Origin of the sequence: Terriglobus sp. 2YAB30_2 (assembly GCF_052114765.1) — a bacterium.
Taxonomy (GTDB): Bacteria; Acidobacteriota; Terriglobia; order Terriglobales; family Acidobacteriaceae; genus Terriglobus.
Map to the genome: position 1 here is coordinate 404,735 of NZ_JBFRFJ010000001.1, position 18,878 is coordinate 423,612.

The following is an 18,878-nucleotide window of genomic DNA, read 5'->3' on the forward strand; positions in this document are numbered from 1 at the left end:
AGCCGCTTGAGGAGTCACCGATGAAGCCTTCTTCTTATTACCTGTATTACCTGGGTGCCGCATTAGCGATGGGAGTTTGCTGTTCTTCGCCGGCACAAAATGCCGCACAGTGGACACCCTATGGGCCGGGCGGAGGGGACGCACGGTCCTTTGCGCAGGATCCTTCGGACCATAACCATGTCTACCTTGGAACCGTGCTGGGAACGGTGTATGAGTCCCGTGACGGAGGCAGGAGCTGGGTTCGACTGACACAGATTGAAAATCGAGATGACCTCGCGCTGGACAACATGGTGGTGGACAGGAGTGACCCCAGGCATCTGGTAGTGGGCGCATGGGTGCTGGGTAACACCGATGGTGGCGTGTATGTTTCGCATGATGGCGGCCGTACCTTCGCGGCGAACGCAGCGATGAAGGGGCGTTCAGTGCGGGCGTTGAGCGCGGCTCCCTCGGAGGCGAAGGTGCTGGTCGCGGGCGCTCTGGATGGAGTGTATCGATCGGAGGATGGCGGCGACACGTGGAACCGTATCTCACCGGTAGAGAATAAAGAGATTCATGAGGTGGAGTCGATTGCAATTGATCCCACTGACCCGAAGACAATCTACGCGGGCACCTGGCATCTGCCGTGGAAGACAGTCGACGGAGGGGCGAACTGGACGCCGATGACGAAGGGCATCATCGATGACTCTGACGTTTTTTCAATCATCGTGGACCAGACGAATGCGCAGAATGTGTATCTGTCTGCCTGTTCCGGAATCTATCGCAGCACAGACAAGGGAGCGAACTATACGAAGGTGAAGGGTATTCCGCCGACGGCGCGAAGGACTCGGGTGCTGATGGAGGATCCCAAGCAGCCGAACGTAGTGTTTGCTGGAACAACCGAAGGGATATGGCGCACAGGTGACGCCGGACAGACGTTCGCCCGCAATGGTGACCCGGCCTGGATCGTGAACGATATTGCCGTGGATGCGTCGGACAGCAATCATGTTCTGCTGGCTACGGACCGGAATGGGGTTCTGCTGTCCAATGATGGCGGCAAGAGCTTTACGCAGTCGAACGCTGGATTCTCAGCGCGCCAGGTGACTGCGATGTTGACCGATGAAACCTATCGTCAGCGGCTGTACGTAGGCGTCTTGAATGACAAGACCGCGGGTGGCGTATTCGTGAGCGAAGATGGCGGGGAACACTGGAGGCAGAAGAGCGAAGGTTTGATGGGCGCAGACGTCCTGTCGCTGTCGCAGACGTCGAATGGAACGGTGCTGGCCGGGACCGCGCATGGGCTTTACCGGATGGAGGGCGAGGTGTGGAAGCCGTCAGGGATGGTTTCTCCCCTACAGCCCGAACCGGTTGCGGACAAGCAGATCAAACGCGGTAAACGCATTGTCACGATCAAGGCCCGTCAGCCGCGGCCGAAGCCCGCGGTGGAGACGACGGCGCGTGTGGATTCGATGAGTGTGTCGGGCAGCTCTGTGTTTGCGACTTTGCCCGATGGGGTTGTCGTGTCGCAGGATGAGGGACGGCGCTGGAATCACATTCGAAGTGCAGCGGACGTGCCACTTCGTAGTGTTGCCGCGACCGGAACGCGGGTCCTGGCGGCGGGTGGGGACAAACTGCTGCTGTCCGTGGATGGAGGAGTGAGCTTCCGTACGATGACGCTCCCGTCAGGTCTGGCCGAAACCTGGGCCACAGCCGTGGATGACATGGGGCGCTTATGGATTGCCGGCAGAGGCGGGTTATTTTATTCGGAGGACGACGGCGCCACGTGGAAGATCCATAAGAACCTGTACCTGACGAGCGCGAGCGGCCTGTACTTCGATCGGGCCGGTGGCCGTGTGCTGGTAACACCAGGAGACCCGGAGACCAAGGTCTATGCAGTAAACACAAAGGCGATGACGGTGACGAGCTGGGATGCCGGATGGTCTGTAAAGCAAGTACGTCCTGTCGGCGAACGGCTTGCAGGAGCAACGACGTACGAAGGTGTGGTGCTGCAACCGAAAGCGCCAAACAGCGAAACTGCGGTGGCTGAAAGGCAATAGGGCTCCGGTCAACTTGGTTCGAGCTTAGACTCGACACATGGCGCTCAAACGGATGGACAACGTAGGAATCGTGGTCGATGACCTCGACGGGACGATTGATTTCTTTCAAGAGCTCGGGCTGGAGCTCGAAGGTCGGGCTGCGATCGAAGGCGAATGGGCAGGACGTGTCACTGGACTGGGCGACCAGAGCGTCGAAATCGCCATGATGCGCACGCCGGACGGCCACAGCCGTCTCGAACTCTCGCGGTTCCTCGCTCCGGCAGTAGTCGCGGATCACCGCAACGCCCCGGTGAACGCTCTGGGCTACCTCCGCGTCATGTTCGCCGTAGATGATATCGACGAGACGCTGGAAAGACTTCGCAATCGCGGCGCGCAGCTCGTAGGAGAAGTTGTCCGGTATCAGGACTCCTATCGGCTCTGCTACATCCGCGGGCCTGAAGGGATTCTGATCGGGCTCGCCCAGGAACTTCGTTAAGCACAATGCAAAGGCAATGATGTACGGCAACGAATGCCGGCCTCATTCATGTCGCAACGCACGGATAGGATCAATGCGCGATGCTCGCCGCGCGGGGCCAAGCGCGGCTAACAGCGCAATGATAGCCAGCAACGCCGCGGCGGTTATCAACGTCAGCGGGTCGGAGGGCTTCAATCCGTACAGCATTGCGCTAAGGAAGCGCCCCAGCCATAGCGCTCCACCTATGCCTATCGCGACACCTGCTAAAGCCATCCACGACACCTCGCGCAGCACCATCGAGAGGACCTGGTCTGTGCGGGCTCCGAGAGCCATGCGGATGCCGATCTCGCTCGTACGGCGGGCTACAGTGTAGCTCATGATGCCATAGATACCGATGCTGGCGAGGAGGAGGGCAAGCAGACCGAAGCCGGCGGTGAGTCGCGCGAAGATGCGTTCGTTGGAGAGGCTGGAGTCGATCTGTTGGGTCATGGTACGGACTTCGATCAGGGGCAGGTTTGGATCGAGTGAGGCAACGGCGGCCCGGGCCTGATTGACGATGCCGGCGGGCTCTGCGAAGGTGCGAAGCTCGACGACCATGCGGCCCACGTTATCAGGATGCTGCAGGTAGGGAAGATAGAAGAGCGGAGGCGTGGGGGAGCGAAGATTGGCGTAGCGAGTGTCGGCGGCGATGCCGACGATCTGGATGGGGCCGTCAGCGTCTTCGTTCTCGAAGGTCTGGCCGAGAGGGTCCTGGTTGGGGAAGTATTTCCGTGCAAGAGTCTGATTGACGACCGCGACCTTGGGCGAGGTATAGGTGTCGTGCGTGTTGAAGCTACGGCCGCGCATGATGGAGATACCAAGCGTGGAGAGAAAATCGGTGCCGACGATATTCATCTGAACGCGGCGCTCACCCTCGATGATGGGGCGGCCGGAGACGTGGAAGGTGGAACCTGAGTAACCGTCACCGACGATCGCGATTGTGCTCAACGAGACCGAGCGAACACCAGGGATTGCGGCAAGTTTTTCTTCAAGCTGGCGATAGAGCGCAGTGCTTTGCGGGCCCGTATAACGGGTTTTCGGAGGGGCAAGGCGGAAGAGAAGGATGTTGTCTGGCCGGAAGCCAAGCGGAGTGTGGTTGAGATTGACGAGAGTCCGCACGAAAAGCCCGGCTCCGATGAGCAGGATTGCCGAAAGTGCGATCTGGAAGATGACAAGACCTTTGCCGAGACCTATCTTCTGGCGGCTGTAAGTGGCGTGGGCTGTGTCCTTGAGACCAGAGTTGACGTTCGTGCGTGTAGCCTGCCACGCGGGAGCGAGACCAAAAAGAATTCCAGTTGCGAGGGAGATACCAACAGTGAAGGCAATGACTCGTCCATCGAAGTCAAGCTGGATTGTCTCCGGGCTCCACGATTTTGCGAGGAGGTGTGGGATGAGGTTTCGACCGAGATAGCCGACGAGCAGACCGGCGGTACCTCCGAGTGAGGAGAGCAGCAGGCTTTCAGTGAGCATCTGGCGCACAATGTGTGCGCGGCCCGCTCCAAGGGCGAGGCGTGTACTTACCTCGCGTTCGCGGGTAGCCACCCGGGCGAGCAGCAGGTTGGCAAGGTTGACGCAGGCCAGCAGAAGCACGAGGCCGGAGAGTGAGAGCAGCATGTAGGAGGGCCTGGCGAACGCGTCCTTCAGGTAGTCGAGGCCGCGGTCTCCGGACTGAAACTGGAGATGGAATTGAGTGGGAGCTTTTCCGTCCGGCATACCTGCGGCTGCAGCCTGGCGCAGAATAGCGTCGAGCCTGGCTTGCGCGCGGACCTCAGGGACGTCGGGACGCAGGCGTGCCATGACGAGCAGCCACCAGGATTGAGGGTTGTTGAGTAATGAGGCGCTGCTGTTTTGAGGGCGCGGTAGAAGCAGCGGCTGCATGACAAGGGGAACGAAGACTTGTGTGACGGTGTCTATCTGCAGACCGGTGAAGCTGCCTGGGGCGATGCCGACGATGGTGGTGGGAATGCCATTGAGCGAGATAGTTTTGCCGAGCGCGGAGGAAGACCGGGCGAAGTGAGCGGCCCAGTAGGCTTCGCTGATGACGGCGACCGGGCCTGAGCTGGAGTCGGTGTCATCGGCGGCTGTAAGGGGCCGGCCGAGTATGGGCTGGACGCCGAGCGCGTTGAAGGTATCGCCACTCACGAATTCGGCGGAGACGAGGTCGGGTTGGCCGTCGACAGCAGCGGTCATCTGGACGTCTTTGAAGGCGAAGAGGTACTGGAAGGCATCACTCTGCTTGCGCAGTTCTTCAAACACAGGGTAGGAGAACGATGAGCTGATGTGGTCGCCACTGGCGTTGGAGGAAGCATCACCCCAGACGAGTGGTACCTTCTGATCGTGGCCGGCGACCCAGGTGAGCATGCGGAGCTGTTTCGGATCTTTGACGGGCAGAGTATCGAGGAGAACTTTTTTTGCGACAGCGAAAATGGCTGTGTTGGCGCCGATGCCCAGAGCGAGGGAGGTGATGGCGACGAGGGCAAGCGTCGGGTTACGGCGGAGCTGACGCACGCTGAAGCGGAGATCGCGTCCAAGATTGGAGAGGGACATGATCGAGCGCATCTCCCTCTGACCTTGCTGCAAGAGGGTCGTATTGCCGAATTGACGGCGCGCCGCCGAAGCAGCTTCTTCTGGACGCATACCTTGGCGAATGAATCGCTCCGTAAGGAGCTGCAGATGCAACCGCATCTCGTCGTCGAATTCGTGATCGGCTTTTCGACGGCCGAACATTCCGCTGAGCTTTGCCGCGAAAACGCGAAATCGGGAGGCCATCATTAACTTGCCCCTTCCTGGTCTAATACACGGCCGATGACCCCAGAGATGCGCTCCCAGTTCTCGGTCTCAATTGCCAATTGCTTCAACCCTCGCTTGGTGATGGAGTAGAACTTGGCCTTGCGGTTGTTCTCCGAAGTTCCCCACTCCGATGCGATCCATCCTTGTTGCTGAAGCCGCAGCAGGGAGGTATACACGGTGCCTTCGTTCAGTGTCAGCACCCCCTCGCTCAGCTGCTCGATGCGACGGGCAATCCCAAATCCGTGTAAGGAGCCGAGCGCATAGAGGGTTTTCAGGATCATGAGGTCCAGCGTGCCTTGCAAAACTTCAGACTTTTCGCCGCGCACAGTCACTCCTTTGGACAGCGCATAGAAGCTAACATCACTCCTTTGGAATGTCCACAGGAAAGATGGAATAGCAAAAGCAGTGCGGAAATTGCGTTCGGCTGGAGCGGTCAAGATTTTTCTTTGTCATGATGGCTCTACCTGCCTCTGGCTTTTGCACGATAAGCAGTTTTGCTAAGGGCAGAGTGGCTGGCGTAGAAAGATGGGAGCCCCAATTCTGTTTTGCGGCGAGAAGACTTTCAAATCAAAGGAACCTACGATGAAGCGAACGGCATTGGTAACCGGGGCATCGCGCGGTCTTGGGCGTGCTATCGCACTCGAACTCGGCGCATCCGGCATGAATGTAGTCGTCAACTACTTCAACGGCAAAGACGGAGCCGAAGATATCTGTGATCAGATCCACAAGCTCGGTGCACAGGCCCTGGCCGTAAAGGGTGATGTTCGAAATCCCACCGAGATAGACGCGCTGGTCTCGCAGGCTGAGAAGGCGTTCGGGGGCATCGATATCCTGGTCGTCAATGCGACGGGACCTCAGCCGCTGCTTTCGATTGAAGAGCAGACATGGGAAAGCTATCTTGATCAGCTGGAGTTTTTTGTGAAGTCTCCGCTTCTTCTGCTCAAGCGTGTTCTCCCCCGTATGAAAGAGAAGCAATTTGGCCGCATCATTCAGATTGGAAGCGAAGTCTTCGAATTGGGGAACCCTCGGTTCGCCAATTATGTGGCGGCGAAAGGCGCCCAGCTTGGGCAGACCCGTTCCTGGGCCCGCGAACTGGCGCCGACTGGCATTACCGTAAATCTGGTTGCCCCCGGCTGGATACCCACGGAGCGCCACGTCGGCACTCCGCAGGCAGAGATAGACCAGTATCTGCAAACCCTGCCGACAAAGAAGATGGGAGTTCCTCAAGATGTCGCGAAGGCCGTGGCCTTTCTCGCAAGCGACGGGGCTGGATTTGTCACTGGACAGAAAATCTCAGTGAATGGTTCCAATACGCTTGAGTAAATGAGCGGCGCCGGGTCCTGCAGTGAAGTATCTCTATGGCTTGTGGGTAGCGACAGTCTGCGGGCTTCCGATAACGGCGTTTATTGGGACTTTGAGATCAGCGGATCGAGTAGCCACCATCGACGACCACCGTGGTCCCCGTGACGAAATCGGATGCTCGCGACGCTAAGAACACCGCAGCTCCAGCAAGCTCTTCCGCTTGGCCCCACCGCCCCGCGGGAGTCCGCAGCATGATTTCATCATGCATCGCTGGCATCGTTTTCACCGGAGCAGTCATCTCCGTCTCGAACCATCCCGGTGCAATCGCGTTCACTTGAACGTTCCCCGGAGCAAACTCGATCGCCATCGACTTCGTGAGTTGGATAATCGCTCCCTTCGCGGCGCTATAAGAAGGGATAAGCCCGGACCCGAAAAACGAGTACATGCTTCCGATATTGATGATCTTGCCCGCCCTGCGACTGAGCATCCCCCTGGCAGCGATCTTGGATAGAAGAAACGTTGCATGCAGATGAGTCGCGATTACGTTGTCCCAGTCGGCATCTGCTTCGTTCATGATGCCGCCGCTCAGAGAGACATTCCCGGCGTTGTTGACGAGAATGTCGACAGCCCCGAGTTTCGCTTCCACCGCTTCGAAGGCTGGGGCAAGGTCGTCCCGACGGGTAAGATCCAGTGCCACGGCCGTACAAGGAACGCCAGCTTCTCGAAGCTCTCGCAGCACGGCGTTGTTCTTGGCTTCGGTTCTGCCCAGCACTGCAACAGCGGCACCCGCCCTGGCTAGTCCCAAAGCGATTCCGCGACCGAGACCACCGTTACCGCCGGTAACGACAGCCACTTTGCCCTTTAAATCAAACAGCTCGCCATTCGACATCACAACCTCCATTGCAAGTCCGGAAGATCAGTTCCGCCTCATAACTATGTGTGAACAGACTGATCCTACTCCGAGCCGCCGACCTTAAAGCCTCAGCCAAAGGACTGGAAAAATCTGGCCGGCCGTATTAAGTACCGGGAAGTCGGCTTTTCGTCAGCAATCTTCGGATCTTAGGAGTGTGCTTCAAGCGCTTGGACGAATGCTAATCCGGTACAAGGAACAAGACTGATCTCCTGGTTCTGTTCCGTCAAGGAAGGGTAAGCGAATTAATTCCGCTCCTTGCGTTGCAGCAGTTCATCAGATCCTGTGAGCCAAATCAGTACATTAGAGCGTTTTCCCTGTTCCTGGGTATTCCGAAAGGGGCTTGCAGTGGCGTTTTCATTGCGGAAAACGCCCATAGATGCGGAAGCCCTACACACTGCACCTACAGGAAAAATTCTCCAGGCAACGTGGCACTTGATTCAGGCTGAAGGACCGGGACGATCAATATGAACGCTATTTGTGGAAAGAAGGTCGCCATTGTCGGCGGAGGACCAGGCGGCCTTACCCTCGCACGGCTGCTACAGCAAAGCGGTGCGCGGGTGTCAGTGTACGAGCGTGACCAAAGCCGCAGTGCACGAGTCCAGGGCAGCGCGTTGGACCTCCACGAAGACTCTGGACTGGCAGCGCTGGAAGCCGCCGGCCTGACAGACGCCTTCTGGGCGAACCATCGACCAGACCTCAACAACCTTCGCCTTACCGATGAAAACGGTACGGTTCTTCACGATCACTCTCGCCGGATGTCCGGTCCGGGGAAACGTCCTGAGATCGAACGTGGTCCTCTGCGCGATCTTCTGCTCGACTCGCTTGAGCCTGATACGGTGCAGTGGGACTGCAAGCTGGACTCTTCAGAGATTCAGGGCGAGCAGGTCTTGTTACGCTTCGCAGGCGGAAAGACAGCACTGGCCGACATCGCCATCGGTGGCGACGGAGCAAACTCCCGCTTGCGTGAGCTGGTCACTCCCATCCGGCCGCAGTATGTCGGCGTGTCGCTCGTAGAGGGCCTTGTTCCTGCGGCAAAGCAGACAATACCGGAGTTGTGGGATCTTCTCGGAGGCTCAGCCTTGATCGCTTTAGGAGGCGAAAGGACGATTGGTATAGGAACTAAGCCCGATGAGAGCGTGTTGCTGTATGCGGGTTTGAAGACAGATGATCGTGCGGTTAGGCAGAGCCTTGAGGAGGCAGTCGACCCGGATCAGCGAGTTGGATGGTTCCACGCCAACTTCAAAGGGTGGAGTGACCTATGGGAACCACTCTTTAGAGAGGCCGTCTCGATGGTCTGGCGTCCGCTCCTTGTTTGCCCGATGGATCAACCGTGGAAGCCGAAGCCAAATGTTACGCTGATTGGCGACGCAGCGCATGTCATGCCGCCCTATGCGGGCGAAGGCGTGAACATGGCGATGCTTGATGCCCTGGTTCTGTCGAAGCTTCTTCTCAGCGAGAAGTCTTCTTCTAAGGCCATTGCGATCTATGAGGCGGAAATGTTTGCTCGGATGCAGCATATGACCGCAGACACAATGGTGAACACAGAAATGTTCTATGCGCCGGATGCCTGCGAGCGCGTCGTAGCTTTGTTCCGCAGTTTCTGTGGAAAAGACGCGGTTCCACCCGCTTCGGAAGCTTGAATACAAAAATGCGCTGCCGTCTTCTGTGCGTTTATCGATTCCAGCGGGAAGAACTTTCCGGTGTCCGGAATATTTTTCATCTTCGATCGATGAAAAGGAGCATAAGTTACTCGTACTACGTTGAAAAAACCTCAGCGATTTGCGGCCATCAAAGTGCAAGCTGCTTCGATCGATCCCCATCCCCGTAGGAGCAATTCGTTGAGAATACAAATCGGTCGCTTAGTCGTCCAGTGTCTTCGTGTGCCCACACTCATCGCAGGCGCATTGATATCCTGTGCGGTCCCTGCGTTTGGCGCCGTTGCTGTAACTACTCCTGCCAACGGCGCCACCGTTGGTACGTCATTCCCCGTCGTTGCCACTACAAACACAACCTGCTCCCAGGGCGTTGCTGCCGTCGGCATTTATGTTGACGACAAGCTACAGTGGAGCGCAGATGGAACGACCGTCAACACGACGATCACGCTTACTCCCGGTGCACACTATGTTGTCGTTCAAAACTGGGACTACTGTGGCGGAGCCACCAAAACAGGCTTGAACCTCAATGTCTCCGACAGTTCAACGTCGCCGGGCAGTTCGCTGCCGGGCACGCCGCACATCAACTACACCGATCTGAATGTCGGTTCAGGCAGCGGCGGCGATAACGGAAATGGCGTATATGTTCGAATCTTCGGAGACAACTTCGGAGCTTCGCAAGGAACAAGTGCGGTGACCCTTGGTGGACAACTCGTGACGAACTGCAGTCTGTGCTCTTGGTCAGACACCATGATCATCGCGCAACTTGGGCCGGCAGCGAAAACAGGAAACATCGTTGTCAACGTAAATGGGCTTCCCTCAAATGGCGTTCCATTCACGGTGACACCGACAACCATCGTCTTTGTTTCCCCGAAGGGACTCGATACGAACAACGGCAGCTTCACCGCTCCATTTAAAACATGGAGGGCAGCATTCAATTCGGTAACGTCGCGAGACTCCGCATCCCCTTCGCAAAATACCGTTATCTATCTTGAACCAGGAACCGACGTGACCTTCGACGATGGACGGGGCTATAAAGCGGCTATGTCGTTGGATCTTGGCGGCAGATCGGCCACGAGTCAGCTTTCCATCGTGGGCTACCCCGGTGGAACAGTGAATGTCGGCAGCACCAGTGTGGCAAACGGGATTAAGAGTTGGGGTAAGTTCACGACGATCGCCAACCTTAATGTCGTCGGCGAAAGGTCTGCGATCGACTCTGAGGTCGGCAATGTCCGCATCATCAACAACAGCGTGTCCTGCCCAGCGCCTCCTTCCGGTATCGGTGGGACGGCCTGCGTTCTGGCTGAAACTACAAATAGCTCTGACACCTGGGCGTTTCAGGGAAACAATGTGCATGACACCGGTGGCAATGTAGATAAAACCTATCACGCGGTCTACTTCTCGTCTGGCGCCAATCACGCAGACGTCGGTTGGAACACCATTGGACAAAACTTCAAGGGATACTGCCGCGGCATCATGTTCCATGCCACGACTGGTAGCAATCAGTACGACCTTCATGTGCATGACAATGTCATTACCGGCGGATACTGCGATGGAATCCAACTGGCATCGGTCAATCCCTCGCAAGGAACCGTTGAGGTTTACAACAACGTGGTGGCCCATGTCGCGATTGCCTCCAATCCTTACGGAGTTGCAAATGAGGCAGGCATCGCAATCAACTCAGATCCTGCCGGTTCAACAAGTGGAACGGTACAGGTCTACAACAACACTGTTGTGGATGCTGGAGCCTACACACTCGGAAATCAGAATGGATGCTTCGGTGTAGTCTATGCAGGCGCAGGCATCAACTTGACGAATAACATCTGCGTTCAGCCTTCTGCGGCGCAGCCTTATATCCAATCGAAGAGCCAGGGTGTAACTGGGACGAATAACCTCTGGTACGGAGCCGGAGCCGCTCCCGCTTTCGATTCACGACCAGTAGTCAGCCCACCAAGCTTCGCCTCGGCGACGAACTTCGCGCTGCAATCCAACTCGGCAGGTAAATCTGCCGGCACCTCTTCCAAGGCTTCGCAGGTAGACATCGTCGGAGATCAACGCGGCAGCACTCCTTCCATGGGTGCTTATCAGTAAGAAATGCGGGCCGCCGCAAATAATCGGCGGCCCACATTCTAAAGCTACGTTCTCGGGGAGCGTTTTCTCACGCCGAACGTGTGAGTGTGAGCACGGTAATATCGTCTTCCTGCCCGAATTGGACTGCGGCTCTGGAAGCCGTATCCGCGTCGTGGGCTTCGGCGAGAAGACGCTGCAGGCGTTCAAAGCTGAAGATCTCTCCCGAATCCGCTCGCGCTTCGAGAAGCCCGTCCGTATAGAGCGTGCAACGATCGCCGAGCTCAAGCTTGATTACAGTTTCTTCGTAGTCGATGGAAGGATCGATGCCTAACGGCAGGGCGCCGGGAAGCTCGATCTCTTTGCCGTTCAGATACGGCGCCGGGTGACCCGCGCTCGCAAGCATGCAGGTTCCGTCGGAATCGAGACGCATGGCCAGGCACGTCGTGAATCCACCCTGCAGCCGGCCGTGAAGGCGCCGGCTCAGTCCTGCCAGAATCATGGCCGGGCTTGAATAGTTTTCTGCCAACGTGCGCACTGCTCCGACGATGAGGGAGACAGCCATTGCAGCGCGAAGGCCTTTACCGCTCACATCCCCCAGGACGATCAAACATGAACCAGCCTGCTCGTCTTCGAGCGGAAGCACCTGGAAGAAGTCTCCACCTACCTCCAATGCCGGATGATAGGCGCTCGAAATCGTATACCCGGCCAGTTCGGGCGGCTTTTCCGGAATCAACACTCGCTGCAGCTCGCGGGCACTTTCGAGTTCCTGCTCGAGCAGCGCCTTGCGGGTCTGTTGCTCGAAGAGAAATCGGTACACGGCATAAACAATGGAAAAGAACAACAGCAGGTCGAGAACTTGAAGGGCGCTTAGGCTCACCGGTCCGATATGGAACAGCGGGGAATAGAGCTTCTGGGCAAAAGTCCAGTGGGTGAACCTTTGCCCTTGTCCTGCTGTGGCCGCAATCACAGCACCTAATTGCGAAAGACTTGCGCTGACAGCCACTATCCAGCGGACAGAGTCAAGCTTCTGGCGGAATCCGAAGATCGCGAGGACTACGAGATACAGATCGCAGGGTTCAATGACGACGGTAAGGATGCCATCGGCCCACGCGCCCGCCGTCGATGAAAGCCATGCGGCAGGGATGTAGATAAGGCATCCATCAAGGAAGGCAGCGGTGACGCTCACGATCGCCAGAATCCTGGCCCACTGGGCCAGGTGCTTTTTATCGCCGAGATGAAGCATCTCAATCAGCAAAAACCAAAGCGCAACATTGCGAAGTTGCCACAGGGGCTGAACCAGGAATTGAGCGAATTGACTGGAGACCGGAATTCGCATCGTGTAGACCGAACCCCAAATCGCCGGACAGACCGCGAAGATTGAGAACCACAACAGCAGCCGCTCATTTCTACGACGCGACCAGAGTGCGATGCCGGCAATCCCCACGATCAGGTACAGAAGATTGAGAGCGTTGGCAAAGAGTGTGCCTTTGAGGAATTCGTAGTTCCATATTCCGACATATCCCGAGATGGAATCCGCATCGCCCAGGATGGGCGCCTCGCTGAACCCGCCGACGATGCCGCTCGAACTCGATCCGAGTGGACCTTGCCAGACGCGAATCGCGAGAGTTCCGGTATACGGGCTTGGAAGGGTGAACCATTGGGGCTGATACACAGCAGGCCAGGAAGGGTGTGGAGACAGGATCCCATAGCGGCCGACCAGAGATCCGTTCCAATAGACTTCGTAGGCGTCGGAGATGCCGGGGATGAGCAGTTGAATCTGCGAACGGAGATTTGCTGCCGGAGTGATGTTGAGCCGTAGTCGATACCATGCGAACCCATGCGCGGCGAAGTGGCCTTGCGCACCCCAGGGACGGTCGGGCTTGATCGCCTCCCAACCAGCCTGACCCGGAGCGCTATTCACGTCTGGTTCGGCCCACTGAGGATCATCGCCGAGATGAAACTGCCACGGCTCGTTGAGGCGTACAAGCCCGCGGCCAAGCCCCTCAACCCTGACGACCGGAGCCAGATCCTGCGCCGCGACGGAACCCACGGCCATGGCAGCCAGGACGAGGAGAATTGAGAGCTTCAATGCATTAAGCATTTGCATGTTGCCAAGCATTTTAGCCGTACCGCATTCCGCCTTCCAAAGACTGCATCAAAGCGCTGACCTGTCACCCGAATCCACATTTCTCATACAAATTTCTCTCGTTGCTGAATCCGATGGGTCGCGGTCGTCATCATTTACTTCGATCGATATCGAAATAAATGATCGATATGAACCAACAGGCGCGAAAAGGAGCTGGCAATGGGAAAGCTGAATGGAAAGATTGCACTGGTGACGGGCGGAAACAGCGGTATTGGATTGGCAACGGCAAAGCGTTTTGTCGCTGAAGGGGCCTACGTGTACATCACGGGCCGTCGCCAGGAGTCGCTGGATGCTGCGGTGAAGGAAATCGGCGGCAATGTTACCGCTATACAGGGTGATGTATCGAAGCTGGAGGATCTGGACCGACTGTTTGCGCAAATCCAGAAGGAGAAGGGCAAGCTGGATGTGGTCTTTGCCAACGCGGGCGGAGGGGAATTTGTTCCACTGGGCAGCTACACCGAGGAGCACTTCGATAAGACCTTCAACATCAATGTGAAGGGTCTCGTGTTCACGGTGCAGAAGGCGTTGCCGCTGCTTCCAGATGGCGCAACGGTCGTGCTGAACGGCTCCATCGTCTCCATAAAGGGCTTCGAAAACTTCGGCGTCTACAACGCGACCAAGGCTGCGGTGCGCTCATTCGCCCGCACCTGGACGAACGAGTTGAAGGCGCGCAAGATCCGCGTGAACGTCGTCAGCCCCGGACCGATCGATACGCCGGCAATCTCCGGTTTGGTGGGCAATGATGCTGAACAGGAGAAACAGCTCAAGGCTGGACTGGCCGCCGGCGTACCGCTGGGCCGCATGGGTACTCCGGATGAGTTGGCCAAGGCGGTCGTATTCCTTGCGTCGGACGACAGCAGCTTCGTCGCAGGAGTGGAGCTGTTCGTCGACGGTGGTTTCGTCGCCGTGTAAAAGACGTGCCGGAGGCAGTTCTGCCGCCTCTGGCACACTTTCCAACTTGCGACAATCGCGATTGTCTTTACCTACTGGCATTCGCTCGGGCCTGTTGCCACTTGGATAGAACATTTCTACTGTTGCTGGGTATCCCGAGAGGAGCGTGCAGCGGCGTTTTCATTGAGGAAAACGCCCATAGATGCACAAGCCCTGCACTACACCTACAGGAGAAATGCTCTATGGATTCAGCAGAAATACGACGAAGCCACGAAAGTAAAGATTCGAGGCGAGGTTCGCCGGCTGTTGCCATTCGCCGTTTTCTAGCAGCCCGATACGAAACGGGATCTTCAATCTGTCGAGCCGGGTCAAGTACTGTTCATACCCAGGGATGACGTGGCGTCCCTGGTAGATCTGTAGTACGACCTCATCGACTGCGCCTGCCAGCGCGTCGAGACCCTGCGGATCGCCATGGCTGCTCCAATCGAGCAGGCCGGTGATGCCTAGCTTATAGTCCGCAGGCAGTCGTCGGCGCAGGTCTTTGAGGAACGCTGCATACTCTTCGAGACGGTGCGTGTTCGCGTCGAAGTCGATCTGGAGACCTGCGATGCGGTTGCCTGCCTGGCGCCAACGTGCGAGATCAGACAGCACCTGTGAGTAGAGCGTCGGAGACCAGTCGAGGGTTTCGACACGTACCACCATCCAGACATCARCATGTTGCACGTGAGGTAATGCCGGACGCTGCGAGATGAGCATAGACTTGCCGGGCCTCACCTCTGCATCGAGCAAATAGACCGTACGGGCGTGCGCGAGAGCAGGCTGCGGAGTGACTCCCGCCCAGAGCCAGAAGGCGTCGTAGCGGTTCACATCGACAACGGATGATTGCGCGCAGAAGATGTTGGTGGCGCCCAGCGCCAGCAGCGCGATCCAGTGGCGCGCTCTACCAGTAATACTGAAGCGCATTGGCCCACCGTGTGCCCGCGTAATCGTGCTTAAGAGTCGTGAACCACGCCTTGCGCTGTGCTTTGGGTACGTCTTTGCCGCCGCAGTCGTTATTTCCTGAAGGGGCATAGCAGTTCACGGCACGAAAGAGCGCGTACGCTTTGTCATTCCTGCTGGACTTAGCATTCGCAAGCACTGCCATGTATGTGTCCATGCGTACGAAAATCCCCCCAGGAAAGAGCGATGGGGTGTCGCCAAGCTCATCGCCGGAGGACGTCATCGATTCCAGGTATGTAACCGATTGATTGAGACGCACGAAGTCAGCGACACAGAGCCGGGCTGTTGGATTATCTGCATCCTTTACCAACTGCTCCTCACTTGCCCGTAGCCCCGGGCAGCCGAAGTTGGCATTTGTCTTGTCATGAAGAAAGATGCCTACTGGAATCGGCGGGGGCTGGGGTCCGTCGGGCGTGAAGTAGTTATCCGGGTAGTCATCGAGCGTGAAAGAGCCATCGGTCGGAGCCGTTGGTGGAACAAGCGCAAGGTCTTTCAGGAAATTCTCCGAATTACCACGTGTCACTTCCTTGTAGAGCAGGGTGAAGAGCGCTATGTCGCGTTCACGCTGTGGTGCGTTGGTGTTCTTTGCTTGTGTGCGCAACAGGTCGGCATCGGCGACCTTGGCAAGGAGCACCTCGCGTAGATAGGGATAATGCACGGGTGAAGCAGGTGCAAAGACATTGCGGATCTCGCCCGCCCGCTCCTCGTGATGTGCAATCGCAAGCTCCAGCGCAGGGCGCTCGTATGCGGCCTGCGCGCCTGGCAGCATCTGCATCCAGAAGCCCAGCGCGTTGTGATCCTTCAGCGCCTCCAGTGCCATGCCACGCAGCATCTGCCGGCTGAACTGCACGTAGCTGAACGAACCCTGACTGGCTGCGTCGGGAATCATCCGCAGCACTTCGGCAGGCTTGTTCTCTATATAAAAGGCATGCGCTGCGAGGAGGTATTCGTAGAGAGGCATCTGCGCCGCGAAGTACGGCTTTTGCTGCTGAAGCCTGGAGATCGGGATGAGGTCATCGTGGCTCCCCTCGCTCTCTGAGTTGCCCCTTACCTTCTCTGGTGTGCGCATGGCCTGAAGATCGAGCATCGCTAGTAGCAGCGGGTTCTGCGTGGACTTGAAGAGCTCATCCCCCTGGGCGCCGTCCCGTGGGGCTCCGAATGTGTCTGGAAGTGTTGTGATCTTATTGTCGATCTCTTGCACTAGCCCGATATCGCCGACGTTGCGCTGTTCCGGAGATAGCAGAAGCAGCGCGCCATATTCTTCCTGGAGCCTGGCGATATCTCCTGCCAGCCAGTATCCACGGCGCTTCAGGCCGCGTGCCGACTGCGCGTAGACACCTTTCGGATACTGCTGCAGATACTTGTCCAGTGCTGCCTCAGCTCCGGATACCGTCTTGGGATCCGCGTGCCAGTCTTTTTTGAAAGAGCCGTATTCGTCGAACGCTCCAACCTGCGCGCGATTGATGAGAGAGCGGCCGATCATGTAGATGGCAGTCTCACGCACCCAAACGGGTTGCGCGTCCGCAAGCGAGGAGAAGGTTGCGGTTGCCTTGTCGTAGTCGGATCGCCAGAACTCGGCAGCGCCCTCGAGGTACAGTGCATAGGCTTTGGCCGACACCGTCTTCGCCGCTTTCTCTGCGCCGGCAACAGCGCCTGCTGCTGCATCGGCAGCGCAGCCGCTCTGCGTCTGTTGACGTGCCTTTAGGAGGGCATCGCGCTCCTCCGGTTTCAGTTCGTGATCCGCCTGCAACGCCTGGGCAAAGGGATCATCCGGGGGCAGCGTGGCGGGGCATGACGCGGGATTTTTCTGTGTTTCCATATCGCCGTTCCTGACCGCGTCCTTGTCTGCCTGCGTTCCGAGCGTGCCCGCAAGTTGCTCCCATAGGAACAAGGGCTCATTGGGATGTATCGTTGTGCTCTTCTTCGCTACCGGACGGGGTTTTGCCGGTCTCAGGTCGGCCATCATTAGCAGAAGATTCACGCGCGTGTCGTTCGACGGCGACAGAAATGCCATATTGCTGCACCCCTGGTAGCCGTGATGCACCACCCGCCATATCTTGGAGCACCCGTAGTCTCCGCTGGCCATCGCCTGTTTGGTGAAGCCAATCAAGGCCCCAAAAAAGAGGATTGCTAGAGAGAATCTCTTTAGACCAGGCGTAGGACCGTTCATAGGTTAGTCACCTCTGATATTGCGAGCATGCTTTACGGGTACGGAAGCCACCAGAGGAGTTCTGACGTTGCGTAACCTCTAGTTACGCAACATGCTCGCAAAGATGGCACCCGAAGACAAGACCTTCATGGATGCTTCAGTTGTCCGCAACTTCTATGACGACACTGTTTCAGCTGCAGGCTGGCTCCTCGCAGTAACGACGAGCCGCTTACTTCCTGATATAGGCGGGATCGAGTGGCGGGCGAGTCGGTTCGAGTGGCGATAGGTTTGGGGCTGGAGTAGGACCAAGGGTCTGATCGACGGTCTGGTCATCGACCCAGGTCGTCGCGATACCTTCCTTTGGGATGGTCAGGTGTGCGGTCCAACAGATGGCGTTGACCACGACCTTGCGGTAGTCGTCCATCTGCCAGTTGGCGTAGTAGTGGCCAAAGGTGGCGCCGATGCTGCGGCCCTGAACCTTGCGGCCTTGTTGTTTCGGACGGTCATACGCCCAGAAGAACGTCTGTGCCAGAGCTGTGGCAAGCGGGCCGGGGAAGACCTTGGGATCGGCGGGAAGGCCGGTTGCGCGCAGCAGGGGAGTAATGCCGGTCATGCCATCGACGAAGGTGAGCTTGTAGTAGAACTCTTCACGAATCTGGAACGGATGAACTCCGTGCAACACCGGATGGGTGGGATTGGGAAAGACGATCTCCGTGGTCAGCGTCTTCTGCGTGAAATAGGGTGTCGGATGCGTTGGGCCGTCGTAGTCGACGTAGCCGCCGTTCCAGTTGAGCGCCTGCCTGGCGAACTGGTAGGGAATATAGGTGGCAAAGTGAAAAGTCATGAAGCCACAGCCGCGGTCGATCTGCCGCTGCATGAAGGCAATGCGCTCCGGCGACCAGGACCAGGGTGACCACTGCATGCCGTCGCTCAAGAAGACGATGGTATCGGCGGTTTCCAGCGTGGTCTGGTTCATAGGCCAGCCGTCGTAATACACCTCGGTGACGACGTTGTGCAGGCTGGGGGAGCGGTCAAGCATGACCTTGAGCAGGCGCGCTGATTTGAGGTATTCGTGCGCACCGGGGCCGTGGGACTTGGTGCCGGCAATCAGGACGACCTTTGTGCGTCCGTCGGCTGTGCGGGCATGCGCCAGCGGGGCAAAGAGGCAAAGCACGAGCAGCGCGACGAGAGCACGAGTTTTCATAGGAGTGTGCCGCAGGGAACTGCTGAACGCGAGCAAAACCACGCTAGTGGCGAGGTGAAGGCTGTGTCAATGGCTAAAAAATAGTTTTATATGCAAAATTTGTGGCCGCCGCTGTTTTGTCGGATGAGTGTTTGCGCCTTTGGCTTTGCAGCGTTGACAGTGCGTTGGTGCGATCAATACAGTGAGCTTCAACTGTTCTGTCGCGGCTGCTGTATTCCTTGGTTCTCTGGGATCGG

Annotated in this window: 13 protein-coding genes; 6 read left to right on the forward strand and 7 right to left on the reverse strand. The window is 57.5% G+C overall.

The genetic code is table 11. The features are described 5' to 3' along the window. The first annotated feature begins 20 nt into the window (after positions 1-20). Both AB4Y89_RS01550 and AB4Y89_RS01555 read left to right on the forward strand, forming a co-directional pair. Positions 21-2,033 (forward strand): WD40/YVTN/BNR-like repeat-containing protein, encoded by a 2,013-nt coding sequence (locus tag AB4Y89_RS01550; protein WP_442299155.1) that lies wholly within the window; start codon positions 21-23, stop codon positions 2,031-2,033. A gap of 37 nt (positions 2,034-2,070) precedes the next feature. Next, positions 2,071-2,508 (forward strand): VOC family protein, encoded by a 438-nt coding sequence (locus AB4Y89_RS01555; protein ID WP_442299156.1) that lies wholly within the window; start codon positions 2,071-2,073, stop codon positions 2,506-2,508. 42 nt (positions 2,509-2,550) lie between these two features. On the opposite strand, the gene AB4Y89_RS01560 is transcribed toward AB4Y89_RS01555, so the two are convergent. Both AB4Y89_RS01560 and AB4Y89_RS01565 read right to left on the reverse strand, forming a co-directional pair. After that, a complete protein-coding gene (locus tag AB4Y89_RS01560) occupies positions 2,551-5,298 on the reverse strand; it encodes an ADOP family duplicated permease (RefSeq protein WP_442299157.1) in 2,748 nt (915 codons plus the stop codon). Further along, the gene (locus AB4Y89_RS01565; RefSeq protein ID WP_442299158.1) at positions 5,298-5,753 is read right to left on the reverse strand and encodes a PadR family transcriptional regulator; all 456 of its coding nucleotides are present in this window, start codon (positions 5,751-5,753) and stop codon (positions 5,298-5,300) included. Before AB4Y89_RS01565 ends, AB4Y89_RS01560 begins: the two co-directional genes overlap by 1 nt. 145 nt (positions 5,754-5,898) lie before the next feature. Between AB4Y89_RS01565 and AB4Y89_RS01570 the strand changes: the two genes are divergently transcribed. Beyond that, complete coding sequence (locus AB4Y89_RS01570; RefSeq protein ID WP_442299159.1) at positions 5,899-6,639, forward strand: SDR family oxidoreductase; 741 nt, start codon at positions 5,899-5,901, stop codon at positions 6,637-6,639. Between the two features lie 97 nt (positions 6,640-6,736). Here the strand turns inward: AB4Y89_RS01570 and AB4Y89_RS01575 are convergent, their stop codons facing one another. After that, positions 6,737-7,507: an SDR family oxidoreductase gene (locus AB4Y89_RS01575; protein WP_442299160.1), complete on the reverse strand. Its 771-nt coding sequence runs from the start codon at positions 7,505-7,507 to the stop codon at positions 6,737-6,739. A gap of 488 nt (positions 7,508-7,995) precedes the next feature. Between AB4Y89_RS01575 and AB4Y89_RS01580 the strand changes: the two genes are divergently transcribed. Further along, the gene (locus tag AB4Y89_RS01580) at positions 7,996-9,171 is read left to right on the forward strand and encodes an FAD-dependent oxidoreductase (protein WP_442299161.1); all 1,176 of its coding nucleotides are present in this window, start codon (positions 7,996-7,998) and stop codon (positions 9,169-9,171) included. A gap of 240 nt (positions 9,172-9,411) precedes the next feature. Continuing rightward, entirely contained in the window at positions 9,412-11,274 is a 1,863-nt protein-coding gene (locus AB4Y89_RS01585) for an IPT/TIG domain-containing protein (RefSeq protein ID WP_442299162.1), read from the forward strand. 67 nt (positions 11,275-11,341) lie between these two features. On the opposite strand, the gene AB4Y89_RS01590 is transcribed toward AB4Y89_RS01585, so the two are convergent. Beyond that, complete coding sequence (locus AB4Y89_RS01590; RefSeq protein WP_442299163.1) at positions 11,342-13,354, reverse strand: SpoIIE family protein phosphatase; 2,013 nt, start codon at positions 13,352-13,354, stop codon at positions 11,342-11,344. Between the two features lie 204 nt (positions 13,355-13,558). On the opposite strand from AB4Y89_RS01590, the gene AB4Y89_RS01595 reads away from it, so the two are divergent. Next, a complete protein-coding gene (locus AB4Y89_RS01595) occupies positions 13,559-14,311 on the forward strand; it encodes a glucose 1-dehydrogenase (RefSeq protein WP_442299164.1) in 753 nt (250 codons plus the stop codon). Positions 14,312-14,530: 219 nt separating this feature from the next. On the opposite strand, the gene AB4Y89_RS01600 is transcribed toward AB4Y89_RS01595, so the two are convergent. From AB4Y89_RS01600 to AB4Y89_RS01610, 3 genes are all read right to left on the reverse strand, one after another. Further along, positions 14,531-15,253: a DUF3142 domain-containing protein gene (locus tag AB4Y89_RS01600; protein WP_442299165.1), complete on the reverse strand. Its 723-nt coding sequence runs from the start codon at positions 15,251-15,253 to the stop codon at positions 14,531-14,533. Beyond that, complete coding sequence (locus AB4Y89_RS01605; RefSeq protein WP_442299166.1) at positions 15,231-17,459, reverse strand: tetratricopeptide repeat protein; 2,229 nt, start codon at positions 17,457-17,459, stop codon at positions 15,231-15,233. Before AB4Y89_RS01605 ends, AB4Y89_RS01600 begins: the two co-directional genes overlap by 23 nt. A gap of 208 nt (positions 17,460-17,667) precedes the next feature. Then, positions 17,668-18,642, reverse strand: coding sequence for a ThuA domain-containing protein (locus tag AB4Y89_RS01610; protein WP_442299167.1), 975 nt, complete (start codon positions 18,640-18,642; stop codon positions 17,668-17,670). Between the last annotated feature and the right edge of the window lie 236 nt (positions 18,643-18,878).

What these genes read in the sequence shown, in the direction of transcription:
- AB4Y89_RS01550 (WP_442299155.1), top strand. Translation starts at nt 21, where the DNA reads ATGAAGCCTTCTTCTTATTACCTGTATTACCTGGGTGCCGCATTAGCG.
- AB4Y89_RS01555 (WP_442299156.1), top strand. Translation starts at nt 2,071, where the DNA reads ATGGCGCTCAAACGGATGGACAACGTAGGAATCGTGGTCGATGACCTC.
- AB4Y89_RS01560 (WP_442299157.1), bottom strand. Translation starts at nt 5,298, where the DNA reads ATGATGGCCTCCCGATTTCGCGTTTTCGCGGCAAAGCTCAGCGGAATG.
- AB4Y89_RS01570 (WP_442299159.1), top strand. Translation starts at nt 5,899, where the DNA reads ATGAAGCGAACGGCATTGGTAACCGGGGCATCGCGCGGTCTTGGGCGT.
- AB4Y89_RS01575 (WP_442299160.1), bottom strand. Translation starts at nt 7,507, where the DNA reads ATGTCGAATGGCGAGCTGTTTGATTTAAAGGGCAAAGTGGCTGTCGTT.
- AB4Y89_RS01580 (WP_442299161.1), top strand. Translation starts at nt 7,996, where the DNA reads ATGAACGCTATTTGTGGAAAGAAGGTCGCCATTGTCGGCGGAGGACCA.
- AB4Y89_RS01590 (WP_442299163.1), bottom strand. Translation starts at nt 13,354, where the DNA reads ATGCTTAATGCATTGAAGCTCTCAATTCTCCTCGTCCTGGCTGCCATG.
- AB4Y89_RS01595 (WP_442299164.1), top strand. Translation starts at nt 13,559, where the DNA reads ATGGGAAAGCTGAATGGAAAGATTGCACTGGTGACGGGCGGAAACAGC.
- AB4Y89_RS01605 (WP_442299166.1), bottom strand. Translation starts at nt 17,459, where the DNA reads ATGAACGGTCCTACGCCTGGTCTAAAGAGATTCTCTCTAGCAATCCTC.
- AB4Y89_RS01610 (WP_442299167.1), bottom strand. Translation starts at nt 18,642, where the DNA reads ATGAAAACTCGTGCTCTCGTCGCGCTGCTCGTGCTTTGCCTCTTTGCC.